Origin of the sequence: Desulfitispora alkaliphila, assembly GCF_050433185.1 — a bacterium.
Lineage (GTDB): Bacteria > Bacillota > Desulfitisporia > Desulfitisporales > Desulfitisporaceae > Desulfitispora > Desulfitispora alkaliphila.
The window spans coordinates 1-13,734 of the sequence record NZ_JBNPXS010000030.1; the positions used below are offsets into that span (position 1 = coordinate 1).

A 13,734-nucleotide genomic window follows, 5' to 3' on the forward strand; every position below is an offset into this window, starting at 1 on the left:
GGACACCCTTGTCATTGGCTAGTGGTTCCCACTACCAAGCCCACAGCGGACTTTCACCGCCAAGTTACCGCCCGTGCCGGGCACACATATAAAAACAAGATGTTTATACAAACATCTTGTTTAGGTTTTCTTCTGATTTTTTTGCAATCTCTCTACTGATCATATCTAGCTCTATTTCATTATTACGAGCCTTCACAATTCTTCCAATAATTTCTTCCAGTTGTTCTTCTGTTAATTTTATTGGTAGATAAACGTGCTTTAGCAAAGTTTTCATCGATTCAGGACTTTCAATATGGTCTATTATCCACTTGACAATTTCCTTTACTAACGCTGGAGTCACTCACATCTCCCCTATCCATTCAATCTAGAGCAATGCCTTAAGCATCTTTAACTGCTTCATTAAGCTTTTTAATAAGCTCATCCACATCAATACCGTGAGCTCTTGCACCTTGCTCAACGTTCTCAAATCGAGCAGCAGCACAACCTAAGCACGCCATGCCAAAACTCATAAATACCTCTGAACTCTGTGGGTACTTGGAAACTATATCAACAATACTCATATCTTTAGTAATAGTAGCCATTATTGTTCACCTCCTACAAAGCTTATATTTGACAAATTTCTCATAATTCCTGCTAGGGTCAATTTTATTTTTCACATATTGCGACCATTAAATAATATTTTTTATCTTGTAACTTATTCCTCTCAATTATCTGGTTTCGTTGGTAATACATTTTTACGTTATTAAAACAAGATAAAATATCAAAAAACTCTTCTTCTAAATACTGATGGTAATGAAATTCACACCCACAGGGTTTTCCCCTTCCTTGTCCAAAGGGTGTGGAAATAATGGCTTTGCCTTCTGAATTTAGCAGTGTGTATAGATTTTCTACAAACCCATAATCGTCCGATAGATGCTCCACTGTCTCAAAACTAATAATTGTGTCAAACATACCTATTTTACTCTTGAGGTTTTTATCTAAGGCATCTCCCTCTAAAAAATCTACCTTTGGGGAGTTCCAGTAGTTTTCTATGGCATATTGAACTGATGCGCTGTCAACATCTACTCCTACATAGCCGTGAATTCTATTTCCCGCCTCCGCAAGGAGTATTTCTGCACCATAACCTACACCACAAGCAATATCCAGCACTCTACCGTTTACAAATTCAGTAGCAAAGCCATATCTAGCTTGGTGCTCCAAAAGTAATTGGTTGTCTGGCCTCATGAGTTTAGGTATAACTCGCTCTCCAGTAAAGTCCATCTATACTTCCATAATAATTGGAAGCATCATAGGTCTTCTCTTTATCTCTTTGTAAAAGAACTCACTCAATTTCTCTCTACTGCGTTGTTTAAGTACGGACCACTCAGTGATATTTTGTTCTTCACATTCTTTAAACACCTTTATAAGCTCTTCCTTTGCCCGCTGCAGTAATTCTTCTGATTCCCTTACAAATACAAATCCTCGAGAAATTATATCAGGGCCTGCCATTACCTTACCAGTATCTTTGTTGATTGTTACAACCATTATCACAACGCCTTCTTCAGCCAAGCACTTCCTGTCTCTCAAGACAATGTTGCCCACATCACCAATTCCGAGCCCATCAATAAATACACTACCAGATGGGACCTTCCCAACTCTTTTTATTTCTTCACTTCCACATTCTATCCTATCGCCAATATCTGCTTGTACCACATGCTCCTCACTAATTCCCAATTCACCTGCCAGCTGTGTAAATCTAGCTAGGTGTCTAAATTCACCGTGGAATGGAAGCAGATGCTTAGGTTTTAGAATATTCAACATCAGCTTGATTTCTTCTTGGCCAGCGTGTCCAGATACATGAACCAGCTCCAGTTCATTATATATGACCTCTGCACCCCTTTTGAACAGATTGTCTATTGTTCTAGAGACCAGCTTTGCATTTCCTGGAATTGGTGACGCAGATATTATAACCGTATCTCCCCGGTTAATAGATATTTGTCTATGATCATTGGCAGCCATTCTAGTCAAAGCTGCCATTGGCTCACCCTGACTGCCTGTTGTTATAATGCATGTGTTTTCAGGTGGAGTCCTATTGATCTCGTCTAATTCCACTAGAAGCCCTTTAGGTATTTTTAAATACCCTAAATCCAGTGCTACCTCCACCACATTAATCATACTTCTGCCCACTACTGCTACTTTTCTGTTGTACTTAACAGCAGCATCCATAATTTGTTGCAGCCTGTGAATATTAGAAGCAAAACTAGCTACAATTATTCTCTGTTTAGCCTGTCCAAAAAGCTTGTACAGAGTATCACCTACCACCTTTTCTGAAGGAGTATATTCTGGCCTCTCCACATTTGTGGAGTCACAGATAAATAACATAACTCCCTCTTGCCCGTATTCACCTAGCTTGCCAAAGTCTATTACTTCTTCATCAATAGGTGTTTGGTCTAGCTTAAAGTCTCCTGAGTGAACTATTAGCCCTGCTGGAGTTCTGATACCTAGACCAACCCCATCGGGAATACTGTGGTTAACCCGAAAGAACTCTACTTCAAATACACCCTTCTTTACAGTTTCTCTAGGTTTAATTTGAATCAATTGAGTTTTACGATCTAAACCATGTTCCACAAGCTTGCGCTTTACTAACCCTAATGTGAGTTTTGTCCCATATATGGGAACGTTTATGTTTTTAAGGAAAAATGGAAGACCTCCAATATGATCTTCATGCCCGTGAGTTAAGAATACAGCTTTTACTTTTTGTTTATTTTCCATCAAATATGTAGTATCGGGAATTACCAAATCAATTCCCCATAAGGATTCATCGGGAAACTTAACACCGGCATCAACTATGATGATGTCATCGCCATATTCTATAGCAAGCATATTTTTCCCTACTTCTCTCACACCTCCCAAAGGTATCAGAGTCACTTTTTCTTCTTTTTTATTCATTCTACACCTCCTGTGCTCTCCTATTTGATATTTTACCCTAATAAAAGGGCTTATAGTCGCATAATGACTACATTTTACCATATATACAATAAATAAAAAAGCTGTTGACAGCTTGTTGTCAACAGCTTCTTACTATTATTCTCTACTTAGTGTCTGCTAAAGTCTTTCCAGCTTTAGCAATGTTAATCTTTGGTTGATCATTTAGTATAATTGTTACATTCTCTGGTTTAGTATCTACGGTTCTAACTATTGCATCTGTAACTTCTTTAACTAAATTTCGCTTTTGCTCTTCAGTTCGACCTTCAATCATGTCAATTTTTACAATTGGCATACTGTATTCCTCCTTTAACAAGCTCTTAACGCTTGGAGAACTGAGGCGCCTTACGAGCTTTCTTCAAGCCGTACTTCTTTCTTTCCTTCATACGAGGGTCTCTACGCAAGAAACCTGCACGCTTAAGGCCTGGACGTAATTCCTGATCTGCTTCTACTAAAGCTCTTGCGATCCCCATTCTAATCGCACCTGCTTGTCCTGAAGTACCGCCTCCGTGAACCCTTGCGATAACATCAAATCTGGACATAGTTTCTGTAAGTTCAAGCGGTTGACGAACAATCATTTCTAATGTTTTCTTGCCGAAATAATCGTCTGCTTCTCTATCATTTATAACTACTTTTCCCTCACCGGGAACTAGTCGCACTCTAGCAACAGAATTTTTTCTTCTACCTGTACCATAGTATTGAACTTGAGCCATGATTTACCTCCTTCCCTATGCATTAACTTCAAGAGTTTCCGGTTGTTGAGCTTGGTGTGGGTGCTCTGCTCCTCTGTACACTCTCAGTTTAGTCATAATTTTTCTACCTAGGCGATTGTGTGGTATCATTCCCTTTACTGCGTGGAAGATAACTCGCTCAGGCTTAGTATCTAGTAGCGTTCTATAGTCGATTGATTTAAGTCCTCCTGGATACCCAGAGTGTTTGTACATCATCTTTTGGTCTAGCTTTTTACCTGTTAATCTTACTTTCTCCGCGTTGATTACAATCACGAAGTCACCTGTATCTATATTGGGCGTAAAAGTTGGCTTATGCTTCCCCCTTAAAACACGAGCGATCTCAGTAGCCAGCCTCCCCAAAGTCTTATCAGTTGCGTCCACAATGTACCATTTTGCTTCTACTTCTTCTGGTTTTGGCATATATGTCTTCATGGATTTCCCTCCTTACATCTGACCTTATTTGCATATTAACACGCCGGGGCTCGTTGGCATGGTAATTACAAAACATACAATAACATTTTATATTAATTGTTCTGCTATGTCAAGCTTAATGCGCTAATAGTAAACTTTTTCTAAGCAAAGTCCATTTGCAGGTGCTGTGGGTCCTGCTGCTCTACGATTTTTTGCTTCTATAATCTCAGAAATCTTGTCCGCTTTCAGTCTTCCAGAGCCCACTTCAAGTATGGTACCTACAATAATGCGCACCATGTTATATAAAAAACCGTTTGCTTCTATATCCAAGTAAATAAAATTCTCCTCTTTGGATATCTGGCAAAGATACACTTCGCGAACAAAATCAGTTACACTGGCTTGACTAGAGCAAAAAGAACTAAAATCATAGCGACCTTCTATGTGCTCAGCTGCTACTTTCATTTCATCAACATTAAGTTGTCTAGGAAAGTGATATACAGTGTTGCGATAAAAAGGCCACGCTATTTTATCTGTCATAATAGTATAGCGATACCTCTTCTTTTTTGCACTGTAGCGTGCGTGAAAATCATCCTCCACCCAAATGCAATCTATAGCTACCACATCTTCAGGCATAATACTATTTAATGCAATGGGCAGCTTCGAATCCGGTATTGGGTTGTCTGTTGTAAAGTTAACCACTTGCCCTTTAGCATGAACACCAGCATCTGTTCTTCCTGATGCATTTGTTTTAACTTTATGACCTAATAGCTGTTCTAAGGCTTGCTCTAAAGTACCCTGCACAGTTTTTATCCCTGGTTGAGGTTGTATCTGCCAGCCACTATACCCTGAACCGTCATAAGCTAGTGTCAATTTTATGTTTCGCATTGGGCATTAAGACCTCCTAGGTTAGCCAAGTATTATCAATGCAGTACATACTGCAGCTATTGTACTGAGTGCTACATAATCGGACCTGGACATCTTTAATTCCTTCATTCTGGTTCTGCCCTGACCTCCCCTGTAGCACCTAGCTTCCATAGCGGTAGCTAAGTCATCAGCTCTTCTAAAAGCGCTGACAAAGAGAGGTACTAATAGTGGAACTATATTTTTTATCCTCTTTAATATGGGTCCTGTAGCAAAATCCATACCCCTTGCCATCTGGGCCTTCATAATCTTATCTGCCTCCTCTAAGAGGGTGGGAATAAACCTTAGAGCGATAGTCATCATCATGGCTATCTCATGAACTGGAACCCCCATCTTCTTTAGAGGGGCTAACAAATACTCTAACCCATCAGTTAAGGCAACTGGAGAAGTAGTCAAGGTTAAAACCGATGTTATCACTATCAGGGAGAAAATCCTTAAGCCCATGGTTACTCCTCGCTCTAAACCTTCTTGAGTTATTGTGAGAATTCCCCACTGGGCGATTGTGTCTCCAGGAGTAAAAAATATGTGTATGAATACAGTCAGACCAATTATAATGAATATGGGGCGAACGCCTCTCCATATATACTTTATGGGTATTTTGGTCAATGCCACTATAGCCCCAAGTAGTATTAACCAAGCCGTGAATCCAATTGCCGTAGTGGTTAAAAACACAGTTACCATCAATCCACCTACAGCCAATATTTTTACTCGTGGGTCTAAGAGGTGGATACTAGAATTTCCAGGTAGGTATTGACCCAATGTTATATCCTTAATCATTCTCACTCACTCCCAATACCCGGCAAAGTTCCTTTTGCGCATCCTGTACTGTAAACACTTTGTTAGAAACTTGATGACCTTTTTTTCCCAGCTCTATCATCAGCTTTGTAATTACAGGTGGTTCAAGACCACACTTTTTTAGCTCTTCTGCTCTAGTAAAAACCTCTGTAGGACTTCCGTCAATAACAATTTCCCCATGAAGCATAACTATTAAACGCTGTACTAACTCGGCTAACTCCTCCATGCTATGCGAAACAATTATTACAGTAATGTTTTCTTTTTCATGAAGCCGTTTTATCTGCTTTAGTATATCATTTCTGCCCCTAGGGTCCAGTCCAGCAGTAGGTTCATCTAATATAAGGACTTGAGGCTTCATAGCAAGAACTCCTGCAATAGCAACTCTTCTCTTTTGTCCCCCACTTAAAGCCAAGGGTGACTTAGTACCTATTTCTTGTAAATCTAGTTGAACTAGTGCCGCTGAAGCTTTAACCCTTCTATCTACTTCATCTACTTTACAACCCAAGTTTCTAGGAGCAAAGGCAATATCATTATAAACTGTATCCTCAAACAACTGGTGCTCTGGATACTGAAAAACTAGGCCAACTTTTTGCCTCACAGTTTTCATGTTTGATTTTTTTTCAGTTATTTCTGTACTGCCTACTTGAACTTTGCCTTCGGTTGGCTTTATAAGTCCATTTAATAATTGAATCAGAGTCGATTTTCCAGAACCGGTGTGTCCCATTATCCCCAGCAATTGGCCTTGGGGTATTTCTAAATTAATATCCTTCAGTGCATCTACAGCTTGAGGGGTTTCAGGTAGATATGTGTGACTTACATTTTTTAGCTTTATGCTCACAGGGCTTCCACCAATTCCTCAACCGTCATCAAACCTTCAGGCAGCGTTACTCCTTTGCCCTTTAAGTACTGAGAAAGTTCCGCTATTGGTGGCACATCTAAGCCATAAGATCTAACTTTGTCTACCTGTGAAAATACCTCTCGAGGTCGTCCCCCCATGACGATTCTTCCTCGATCCATTACAACCACTCTATCTGCCATAAGTGCTTCTTCCATAAAATGAGTTATATGCACTACTGTCATTTGTTCCTCTTGGTTGAGCTTTTTCACTGTACTCATCACTTCAGTTCTGCCAACAGGGTCTAACATAGCAGTAGGTTCATCAAGCACAATACATTTTGGCTTCATTGCTATGATACCTGCTATGGCTATCCGCTGTTTTTGCCCCCCTGATAAAAAATGCGGCCCCCTGTCTCTGTATTCAATCATGTCCACAAGAGAAAGTGCTTCTTCAACTCTTTCTCTGATTATGGTAGGCTCTAATCCCAGATTCTCTAAACCAAAGGCCACATCTTCTTCTACTACAGTTGCTACTATTTGATTGTCTGGATTTTGAAATACCATACCTACTTTTTCTCTGATTTCCCAGAGTGAATCTTGGTCATGTGATGAAATCCCATCTACAATAACCTGTCCCTGTGTAGGCAACAAAAGGGCATTCATGTGCTTGCCAAGAGTGGATTTTCCCGAACCATTAGCTCCAAGCACAGCAATAAATTCCCCTCTGTTTATATCTAAATTGATACCATCCAAAGCCCAGTTTTCTTGATTGTATCTGTATTTTACATTATTCAACTGAATAAGTTTACTCATAATTCAGTCACCTGCCAGCCTTAAGTGCAAAAATTTAGGATTCAGGTATCCTGAATCCTAAAACTATTGACACTCTTATACTAGTTCTACTATCGCCATTTGCGTTGCATCTCCACGTCGCATTCCAGTTTTCATGATTCTAGTATATCCACCTTGTCTGTCAGCGTACTTGGGTGCTATATCGTCAAATAATTTTTTCACCACATCTTCATCCATTAAGTAGGCTATTGCCTGTCTTTTAGCATGCAGATCTCCGCGCTTACCTAAAGTAATCATCTTTTCTGCCAAAGACTTTAACTCTTTAGCCTTGGCTTCAGTAGTTTCTATGCGCTCCTCTTTCAAGAGGGAGGTAACTATGTTTCTCAACATAGCATCTCTATGGCTACTATTGCGGCCTAGCTTTCTATATGCCATGCTTTAACCTCCTTTACTCATCTGATTTTCTCATGGCGAGGCCCAAGTCTTCCATTTTATGGATTACTTCTTCTAGGGACTTCTTACCCAGATTTCGAACCTTCATCATGTCTTCCTCTGACCTCTGAGCCAACTCTTCAACCGTGTTAATGCCAGCTCGCTTGAGGCAGTTATATGATCGAACTGACAGGTCTAGTTCTTCTATTGTCATCTCTAAAATTTTGTCTTTAATTTCTTCTTCTTTTTCTACCATTGTTACTTCATCCGTTATAGTCTCAGTTAACCCAGTAAAGAGTTTAAAGTGTTGAATCAGTATTTTAGCTGCTGAGCTCACTGCTTCATCTGGAGCGATACTACCGTCGGTCCAAAGTTCAAGTGTCAACTTGTCATAATCAGTAATCTGACCTACCCGCGTATCTGTAACGTTGTAGTTGACTTTGTACACTGGCGCAAATATAGAGTCTACTGGTATTACACCAATAACATCATCCTCTTTTTTGTTCTTCACAGAAGGTCTGTAGCCTCTTCCCTTTTCTATGACCAGCTCCATGTGCAATTTACCTTCGGCGTTTAGTGTAGCAATCTTCAGTTCGGGGTTTAATATTTCCACATCTGCATCGACTATTATATCTGCAGCTGTAACTACTCCCTCTCCTTCTGCCTCTATCCGCACTGTCTTTGGCTCATCAATATGCAACTTAACTGCCAGTGATTTTAGGTTTAGGATTATGTCAGTTACATCTTCAACTACCCCTTTGACAGTAGAAAATTCGTGTAGAACACTATCTATTTTAACAGAGGTAACTGCTGCTCCTGGAAGTGACGAAAGTAAAATCCTACGCAAAGAGTTTCCCAACGTTATGCCATATCCTCTTTCAAGTGGCTCAACAACAAACTTCCCATAAGAACTGTCATCAGCCATTTCAACACATTCAATAACGGGCTTTTCTATTTCTAACATATTACCCATAACCCTCCTTCCTGAGACCTAAAAATTATTGCCCTTAACACTTCCTATATCTTAACGTGAGTATAATTCAACGATAAGGTGTTCTTCAATTGGTACATCAATGTCTTCTCTAGAAGGAAGTGCAACTATTCTGCCAACTAAATTTTCGCTATCTAGTTCAAGCCATGCTGGTGCAGTTTTATGGCCCGCAGCCTCTGAAATTTCTTTGAATTTAGCAGAGTTTTTACTCTTATCTCTAACTGCAATTTCCTGGCCTGCTTTTACTAAATAGGACGGAATATCCACTTTTTTACCGTTCACTGTAAAGTGTCCGTGTCTAATTAGCTGTCTTGCTTCTGCTCTTGAGCCAGCAAGTCCTAGTCTGAATACAATATTATCTAGTCTTCTTTCTAGCAGTCTCATCAAGTTGTCACCAGTAACGCCCTTTTGTCTATCAGCTTCTTTAAAGTACTTTCGGAACTGGCTTTCCAATACTCCATAAATTCTTCTAGCCTTCTGCTTCTCTCGAAGCTGGATTCCGTATTCTGACACCTTAGTTCTTCTTTGCCCGTGCTGCCCAGGTGCATATGCTCTTCTGTCGATTGCACATTTATCTGAATAGCAACGATCGCCTTTTAAATATAATTTTGATCCTTCTCGTCTGCACAGTCTGCAAACTGATCCTGTATATCTAGCCATTAGTCTTCATACACCTCCCTATACTCTTCTTCTCTTTGGTGGTCTACAACCATTATGGGGAATAGGAGTTACATCTTTAATACTACTTACTTCTATTCCAGCAGCCTGTAAAGAACGAATCGCTGCTTCTCTGCCTGCGCCAGGTCCCTTTACGTAGCACTCTACTTCTTTCATACCGTGTTCCATTGCTTGCTTAGCAGCCACTTCTGCAGCCATCTGTGCCGCAAAAGGAGTACTCTTTCTTGAGCCCTTAAAGCCCTGGCCACCGGAACTAGCCCATGCAATGGCATTCCCTGCTTGGTCACTGATAGTTACTATAGTATTATTAAAAGTAGACTGAATGTGAGCAATACCGAATTCCACATTTTTTCGCTCACGCTTTTTAGTCCTAGTAGGTCTTTGTGCCAATCTAAATCCCCCCTATCTATTTCTTTCTTTTTGCACCAACAGTTCTCTTGGCGCCTTTTCTTGTTCTAGCGTTTGTCTTTGTTTTCTGTCCTCTTACAGGTAAGCCTCTTCTATGTCTAAGGCCTCTGTAACAGCCAATTTCCATTAAACGTTTAATATTTAGTGCAACTTCTCTTCTCAAGTCACCTTCAACTGTCAATTCTCTGTCAATGTACTCTCTCAACTTATTGACTTCTTCTTCAGTTAGGTCCCGAACTCTAGTATCTGGATTGATACCGTTTTCTTTTAGGGCCTTTTCAGCAGTTGACTTGCCAACACCGTATATATAAGTCAGGGCAATTACAACTCTTTTGTCCCTAGGTATATCTACCCCGGAAATCCTTGCCATTTAAAAATCCACCTCCGTTTATGAACTATCCTTGCTTTTGCTTATGCTTAGGGTTTTCACAAATTACCATAACTTTTCCACCGCGTCTAATAATTTTACATTTTTCACATATTGGTTTAACTGATGTTCTGACTTTCATCCTAAACCCTCCTTTTATACCGTGCCTATTTATAACGGTAAATAATGCGCCCACGGGTCAAATCATAAGGAGATAACTCAACCGTTACTTTGTCTCCAGGAAGAATTCTGATGAAGTTCATCCTAATTTTTCCCGAAACATGAGCTAAAACTTTATGGCCGTTTTCCAATTCAACATTAAACATCGCATTTGGTAGAGGTTCAATTACCGTTCCCTCAACTTCGATAACATCCTGCTTAGACATCCTGAACTACCGACCTCCTCATTAAATCTTATTAATCGGTTAATTCCTTTACCGCTCGTCTCAGTTCGCCATTGTCGAGCTTCTTATCCGATTCCAGTATTCCCTTTATCTTCCTGTCTATGCCTATCACCTTAACATGGCTTAGGTTTTTCTTCTTAGGGTTACTGACTTTGCGCTTGTGTCCATTTGCCAAGTAAACAAACCTATCGTCTTCTAAAGATACCACAATATATGTCTGTTCTTTATCGCGTCCAGCTGTGGACTGTACAACTTGACCTAACACAATCTTCTCACTGCCCATTAACTCCACCTCCAACTATTTGCGGAGATTAATCTTAGAGCTTAGTTAAAATCTCAGGGCCATTTTCCGTAATTGCAACTGTGTGTTCAGAGTGAGCACATAACTTTTTGTCAGCTGTAACCACAGTCCATTTGTCCTTTAGGGTGTAAACCTCATGGGTTCCCACGTTAACCATAGGTTCTATTGCTAGAACCATTCCTGGCTTTAATCTGGGGCCAAATCCTGGCTTACCATAATTGGGCACCTGAGGATCTTCGTGCATAGCCGTGCCAATACCGTGTCCCACATAGTTCCTAACTATAGCGTACCCATTAGCTTCTACATGGGTTTGAATGGCGTGAGATATATCAGATAAGCGGTTATCTGATATTGCTTTTGCAATACCCTCCATTAGCGACTCCTCAGTAACTCTCATAAGCTTCTCGGCCTCTTGGCTCACATCACCAACTGGCAGTGTAACCGCTGCATCTCCATAGTATCCATCTAATATTGCTCCAATATCAATACTAATAATATCTCCATTTTTTAACTTTCTTAAACCTGGAATCCCGTGAACTAACTCTTCATTTATAGAAGCGCAGATACTGGCAGGGAAACCATGATACCCCTTAAACGCTGGAGTAGCGCCTCGCGAGCGAATAAGTTTCTCAACAATTCGATCCAGCTCCAAAGTAGTAATCCCAGGCTCCAAAGCTGCTTTCACAGCTTCATGAGCCTCAGCCACTATTTTACCTGCTTCTCTCATCTTTTGGATTTCCCGGTCTGTTTTGATTGTAATCATTAAAAGTCTCTCCCTAGTAATCTAACAACGTCTGCCAGTACTGCTTCCATAGGTTGATCTCCATTAATTTCAATTAACTTTCCTTGATCTTGATAGTATCGTATAAGTGGCTCAGTCTGTTCAGTATAAACATCCAATCTCTTTGCTGCAGTTTCTTCATTATCGTCACTGCGCTGATATAGTTCACCACCACATTTATTACATTTTCCATCCTGCTCAGATGGGTTAAATACCACGTGATAAGCTGAACCACAGTCTTTGCACACTCTTCTTCCAGTCAGTCTCTCTAAAAGCTTTTCTCTAGATACTTGAATATCCACTACTGCATCTAACTCAATCTTTAATTCAGCTAGTATTCCATCTAAGGCCTCTGCTTGAGCAGTTGTTCTTGGAAAACCGTCTAGTAAAAACCCTTTTTCGCAGTCTGACTGTTCCAATCTCTCTTTAACAATCCCTATAGTTACTTCATCGGGCACAAGTTTACCTTGATCCATAAACTCTTTTGCCTTTTTGCCCAATTCAGTGCCTTCTTTGATTGCACTTCTAAACATATCTCCAGTTGATATATGGGGAATATTAAACCTATCAACTAATTTTTCTGCTTGTGTTCCTTTGCCTGCCCCTGGTGGTCCCATTAACAGTACTCTCATGGAAAATCCCTCCCGAGATAATTTTACTTCATAAAGCCTTGATAGTGTCTCATCATTAAGTGAGACTCAATTTGCTTCATTGTTTCTAACGCAACACCAACCACGATTATGAGCGCTGTCCCACCAAAGTAAATATTTAAATCAGTAATTGCCATAAAGACATTGGGCATCACCGCAATGCCTGCCAAGAACAGTGCACCAGCCAAAGTGATTCGAGTTAAAACTCTATCGATGTATTCAGCTGTTGGCTTTCCTGGCCTCAATCCTGGAATAAATCCACCGTTTTTCTTCATGTTGTCTGCCACATCAGCTGGGTTGAATGTTACAGCTGTGTAGAAGTACGTGAAGAAAATAATCAATGTTGCATAAATTATCATGTATGGTATTGAAGTAAAGTCTAACATTCTCTCGAGAAAATTAGCAAATCTATTGTCAAACCAAGTAACTATGGTCTGAGGCAACAGTAGGATTGACATGGCAAAGATCACCGGGATAACACCTGCCTGATTTACTTTAAGTGGTACATGTGTTGTCTGTCCACCGTAAACCTTTCTCCCTACTACGCGCTTAGCGTATTGAACTGGAATTCTTCTCTGACCCTCATGGATTGATACTACACCGGCGATTACCAGTAATCCAATAAGTGCAAGTAATACCAAGGTGAATACTCCTATAGTACCTGCTTGCATCATTTGAACCATATTGGTCAGCGCTCCTGGAACACTGGCCACAATGCCGGCAAAGATTATTAGTGAAATTCCGTTACCGATACCCTTTTCAGTAATTAGCTCACCTATCCACATCAAGAATACAGTACCAGCAGTTAAAGTAATTGCTATGGTCAAAAAGCTGGTGAATGATGGGTCTATAATAATGCCAAAGTTATTTAACGCGTAAGACATTCCTAAAGCTTGGATAAATCCTAGTCCTGCAGTTCCGTATCTTGTGTACTGAGTGATTACTTTTCGGCCTTCTTCGCCTTCTTTAGCAAGCTGTTCTAGCCTTGGAATAACCACTGTCAGCAACTGCATGATAATCGATGCGTTAATATAGGGCATAATCCCCATTGCAAATACTGCGAAGGAGGAGAATGACCCCCCTGATAACATGTCCATCATTCCAAACAGTGTAGCTCCTTCGCCCATAAGCAATTCTCTTAATGCATCGGTATTAATTCCTGGCACTGGAACATGAGCACCTATTCTGAACACCAAAAACATTGCCAAGGTAAAAAGTATCTTTCCTCTTAGGTCATCTAACTTCCAAGCACTTTTTAAGGAGTCTAGCAT

General features: G+C 40.3%; 22 protein-coding genes. All 22 read right to left on the minus strand.

The annotated features are described in order from the left end of the window. Positions 1 to 103: 103 nt before the first annotated feature. The 22 genes from GGQ84_RS10865 to secY all read right to left on the minus strand — a co-directional run bounded on the left by GGQ84_RS10865 (position 104) and on the right by secY (position 13,734). Positions 104 to 340: a hypothetical protein gene (locus tag GGQ84_RS10865; protein ID WP_429162547.1), complete on the minus strand. Its 237-nt coding sequence runs from the start codon at positions 338 to 340 to the stop codon at positions 104 to 106. 37 nt (positions 341 to 377) lie between these two features. Continuing rightward, positions 378 to 581, minus strand: coding sequence for a DUF1858 domain-containing protein (locus GGQ84_RS10870; RefSeq protein ID WP_429162549.1), 204 nt, complete (start codon positions 579 to 581; stop codon positions 378 to 380). Between the two features lie 64 nt (positions 582 to 645). Further along, positions 646 to 1,260 carry a class I SAM-dependent methyltransferase gene (locus tag GGQ84_RS10875; protein ID WP_429162551.1) on the minus strand — a complete coding sequence of 205 codons (615 nt, stop codon included), beginning with the start codon at positions 1,258 to 1,260 and terminating at the stop codon, positions 646 to 648. Further along, entirely contained in the window at positions 1,261 to 2,928 is a 1,668-nt protein-coding gene (locus tag GGQ84_RS10880; protein WP_429162553.1) for a ribonuclease J, read from the minus strand. 142 nt (positions 2,929 to 3,070) lie between these two features. After that, positions 3,071 to 3,259, minus strand: coding sequence for a 2-hydroxymuconate tautomerase (thmT, locus tag GGQ84_RS10885; RefSeq protein WP_429162555.1), 189 nt, complete (start codon positions 3,257 to 3,259; stop codon positions 3,071 to 3,073). 25 nt (positions 3,260 to 3,284) lie between these two features. Further along, complete coding sequence (gene rpsI, locus GGQ84_RS10890; protein WP_429162557.1) at positions 3,285 to 3,677, minus strand: 30S ribosomal protein S9; 393 nt, start codon at positions 3,675 to 3,677, stop codon at positions 3,285 to 3,287. A 15-nt stretch (positions 3,678 to 3,692) separates the two neighbouring features. Then, on the minus strand, positions 3,693 to 4,127 hold the full coding sequence (gene rplM, locus GGQ84_RS10895) for a 50S ribosomal protein L13 (protein WP_429162559.1): 435 nt from the start codon (positions 4,125 to 4,127) through the stop codon (positions 3,693 to 3,695). 123 nt (positions 4,128 to 4,250) lie between these two features. Next, positions 4,251 to 4,991, minus strand: coding sequence for a tRNA pseudouridine(38-40) synthase TruA (gene truA / locus GGQ84_RS10900; protein WP_429162560.1), 741 nt, complete (start codon positions 4,989 to 4,991; stop codon positions 4,251 to 4,253). Positions 4,992 to 5,012: 21 nt separating this feature from the next. Next, positions 5,013 to 5,804 (minus strand): energy-coupling factor transporter transmembrane component T family protein, encoded by a 792-nt coding sequence (locus tag GGQ84_RS10905; protein WP_429162562.1) that lies wholly within the window; start codon positions 5,802 to 5,804, stop codon positions 5,013 to 5,015. Beyond that, on the minus strand, positions 5,797 to 6,660 hold the full coding sequence (locus GGQ84_RS10910; protein ID WP_429162564.1) for an energy-coupling factor transporter ATPase: 864 nt from the start codon (positions 6,658 to 6,660) through the stop codon (positions 5,797 to 5,799). Before GGQ84_RS10910 ends, GGQ84_RS10905 begins: the two co-directional genes overlap by 8 nt. After that, a complete protein-coding gene (locus GGQ84_RS10915) occupies positions 6,657 to 7,472 on the minus strand; it encodes an energy-coupling factor transporter ATPase (protein WP_429162566.1) in 816 nt (271 codons plus the stop codon). The genes GGQ84_RS10910 and GGQ84_RS10915 overlap by 4 nt, the downstream gene beginning before the upstream one ends. 75 nt (positions 7,473 to 7,547) lie before the next feature. Continuing rightward, entirely contained in the window at positions 7,548 to 7,886 is a 339-nt protein-coding gene (rplQ, locus tag GGQ84_RS10920) for a 50S ribosomal protein L17 (RefSeq protein WP_429162568.1), read from the minus strand. 13 nt (positions 7,887 to 7,899) lie between these two features. Next, complete coding sequence (locus GGQ84_RS10925; RefSeq protein ID WP_429162640.1) at positions 7,900 to 8,847, minus strand: DNA-directed RNA polymerase subunit alpha; 948 nt, start codon at positions 8,845 to 8,847, stop codon at positions 7,900 to 7,902. Positions 8,848 to 8,907: 60 nt separating this feature from the next. After that, a complete protein-coding gene (gene rpsD / locus GGQ84_RS10930; RefSeq protein WP_429162570.1) occupies positions 8,908 to 9,534 on the minus strand; it encodes a 30S ribosomal protein S4 in 627 nt (208 codons plus the stop codon). An 18-nt stretch (positions 9,535 to 9,552) separates the two neighbouring features. Beyond that, a complete protein-coding gene (gene rpsK, locus GGQ84_RS10935) occupies positions 9,553 to 9,942 on the minus strand; it encodes a 30S ribosomal protein S11 (RefSeq protein WP_429162572.1) in 390 nt (129 codons plus the stop codon). A 16-nt stretch (positions 9,943 to 9,958) separates the two neighbouring features. Next, positions 9,959 to 10,330, minus strand: a complete 372-nt coding sequence (gene rpsM / locus GGQ84_RS10940; protein ID WP_429162574.1) for a 30S ribosomal protein S13 — start codon at positions 10,328 to 10,330, stop codon at positions 9,959 to 9,961. A gap of 25 nt (positions 10,331 to 10,355) precedes the next feature. Continuing rightward, a complete protein-coding gene (rpmJ, locus tag GGQ84_RS10945) occupies positions 10,356 to 10,469 on the minus strand; it encodes a 50S ribosomal protein L36 (protein WP_429162576.1) in 114 nt (37 codons plus the stop codon). A 25-nt stretch (positions 10,470 to 10,494) separates the two neighbouring features. Next, the gene (infA, locus tag GGQ84_RS10950; RefSeq protein ID WP_429162578.1) at positions 10,495 to 10,713 is read right to left on the minus strand and encodes a translation initiation factor IF-1; all 219 of its coding nucleotides are present in this window, start codon (positions 10,711 to 10,713) and stop codon (positions 10,495 to 10,497) included. Positions 10,714 to 10,744: 31 nt separating this feature from the next. Then, positions 10,745 to 11,014 carry an RNA-binding protein gene (locus GGQ84_RS10955; RefSeq protein ID WP_429162580.1) on the minus strand — a complete coding sequence of 90 codons (270 nt, stop codon included), beginning with the start codon at positions 11,012 to 11,014 and terminating at the stop codon, positions 10,745 to 10,747. Positions 11,015 to 11,048: 34 nt separating this feature from the next. Next, entirely contained in the window at positions 11,049 to 11,795 is a 747-nt protein-coding gene (gene map / locus GGQ84_RS10960; protein WP_429162582.1) for a type I methionyl aminopeptidase, read from the minus strand. Continuing rightward, positions 11,795 to 12,445 (minus strand): adenylate kinase, encoded by a 651-nt coding sequence (locus GGQ84_RS10965; RefSeq protein ID WP_429162583.1) that lies wholly within the window; start codon positions 12,443 to 12,445, stop codon positions 11,795 to 11,797. Before GGQ84_RS10965 ends, map begins: the two co-directional genes overlap by 1 nt. 23 nt (positions 12,446 to 12,468) lie before the next feature. Then, entirely contained in the window at positions 12,469 to 13,734 is a 1,266-nt protein-coding gene (gene secY, locus GGQ84_RS10970) for a preprotein translocase subunit SecY (RefSeq protein WP_429162585.1), read from the minus strand.

Excerpts from the sequence above, each read along its gene's own strand:
- truA (WP_429162560.1), bottom strand. The coding sequence starts at position 4,991 with ATGCGAAACATAAAATTGACACTAGCTTATGACGGTTCAGGGTATAGT.
- GGQ84_RS10905 (WP_429162562.1), bottom strand. The coding sequence starts at position 5,804 with ATGATTAAGGATATAACATTGGGTCAATACCTACCTGGAAATTCTAGT.
- GGQ84_RS10915 (WP_429162566.1), bottom strand. The coding sequence starts at position 7,472 with ATGAGTAAACTTATTCAGTTGAATAATGTAAAATACAGATACAATCAA.
- secY (WP_429162585.1), bottom strand. The coding sequence starts at position 13,734 with ATGCTAGACTCCTTAAAAAGTGCTTGGAAGTTAGATGACCTAAGAGGA.
- GGQ84_RS10955 (WP_429162580.1), bottom strand. The coding sequence starts at position 11,014 with ATGGGCAGTGAGAAGATTGTGTTAGGTCAAGTTGTACAGTCCACAGCT.
- GGQ84_RS10925 (WP_429162640.1), bottom strand. The coding sequence starts at position 8,847 with ATGTTAGAAATAGAAAAGCCCGTTATTGAATGTGTTGAAATGGCTGAT.
- thmT (WP_429162555.1), bottom strand. The coding sequence starts at position 3,259 with ATGCCAATTGTAAAAATTGACATGATTGAAGGTCGAACTGAAGAGCAA.
- infA (WP_429162578.1), bottom strand. The coding sequence starts at position 10,713 with ATGTCTAAGCAGGATGTTATCGAAGTTGAGGGAACGGTAATTGAACCT.
- GGQ84_RS10875 (WP_429162551.1), bottom strand. The coding sequence starts at position 1,260 with ATGGACTTTACTGGAGAGCGAGTTATACCTAAACTCATGAGGCCAGAC.
- rplQ (WP_429162568.1), bottom strand. The coding sequence starts at position 7,886 with ATGGCATATAGAAAGCTAGGCCGCAATAGTAGCCATAGAGATGCTATG.
- rpsD (WP_429162570.1), bottom strand. The coding sequence starts at position 9,534 with ATGGCTAGATATACAGGATCAGTTTGCAGACTGTGCAGACGAGAAGGA.
- rpsI (WP_429162557.1), bottom strand. The coding sequence starts at position 3,677 with ATGGCTCAAGTTCAATACTATGGTACAGGTAGAAGAAAAAATTCTGTT.
- rpmJ (WP_429162576.1), bottom strand. The coding sequence starts at position 10,469 with ATGAAAGTCAGAACATCAGTTAAACCAATATGTGAAAAATGTAAAATT.
- GGQ84_RS10965 (WP_429162583.1), bottom strand. The coding sequence starts at position 12,445 with ATGAGAGTACTGTTAATGGGACCACCAGGGGCAGGCAAAGGAACACAA.
- GGQ84_RS10870 (WP_429162549.1), bottom strand. The coding sequence starts at position 581 with ATGGCTACTATTACTAAAGATATGAGTATTGTTGATATAGTTTCCAAG.
- rplM (WP_429162559.1), bottom strand. The coding sequence starts at position 4,127 with ATGAAGACATATATGCCAAAACCAGAAGAAGTAGAAGCAAAATGGTAC.
- rpsM (WP_429162574.1), bottom strand. The coding sequence starts at position 10,330 with ATGGCAAGGATTTCCGGGGTAGATATACCTAGGGACAAAAGAGTTGTA.
- GGQ84_RS10880 (WP_429162553.1), bottom strand. The coding sequence starts at position 2,928 with ATGAATAAAAAAGAAGAAAAAGTGACTCTGATACCTTTGGGAGGTGTG.
- map (WP_429162582.1), bottom strand. The coding sequence starts at position 11,795 with ATGATTACAATCAAAACAGACCGGGAAATCCAAAAGATGAGAGAAGCA.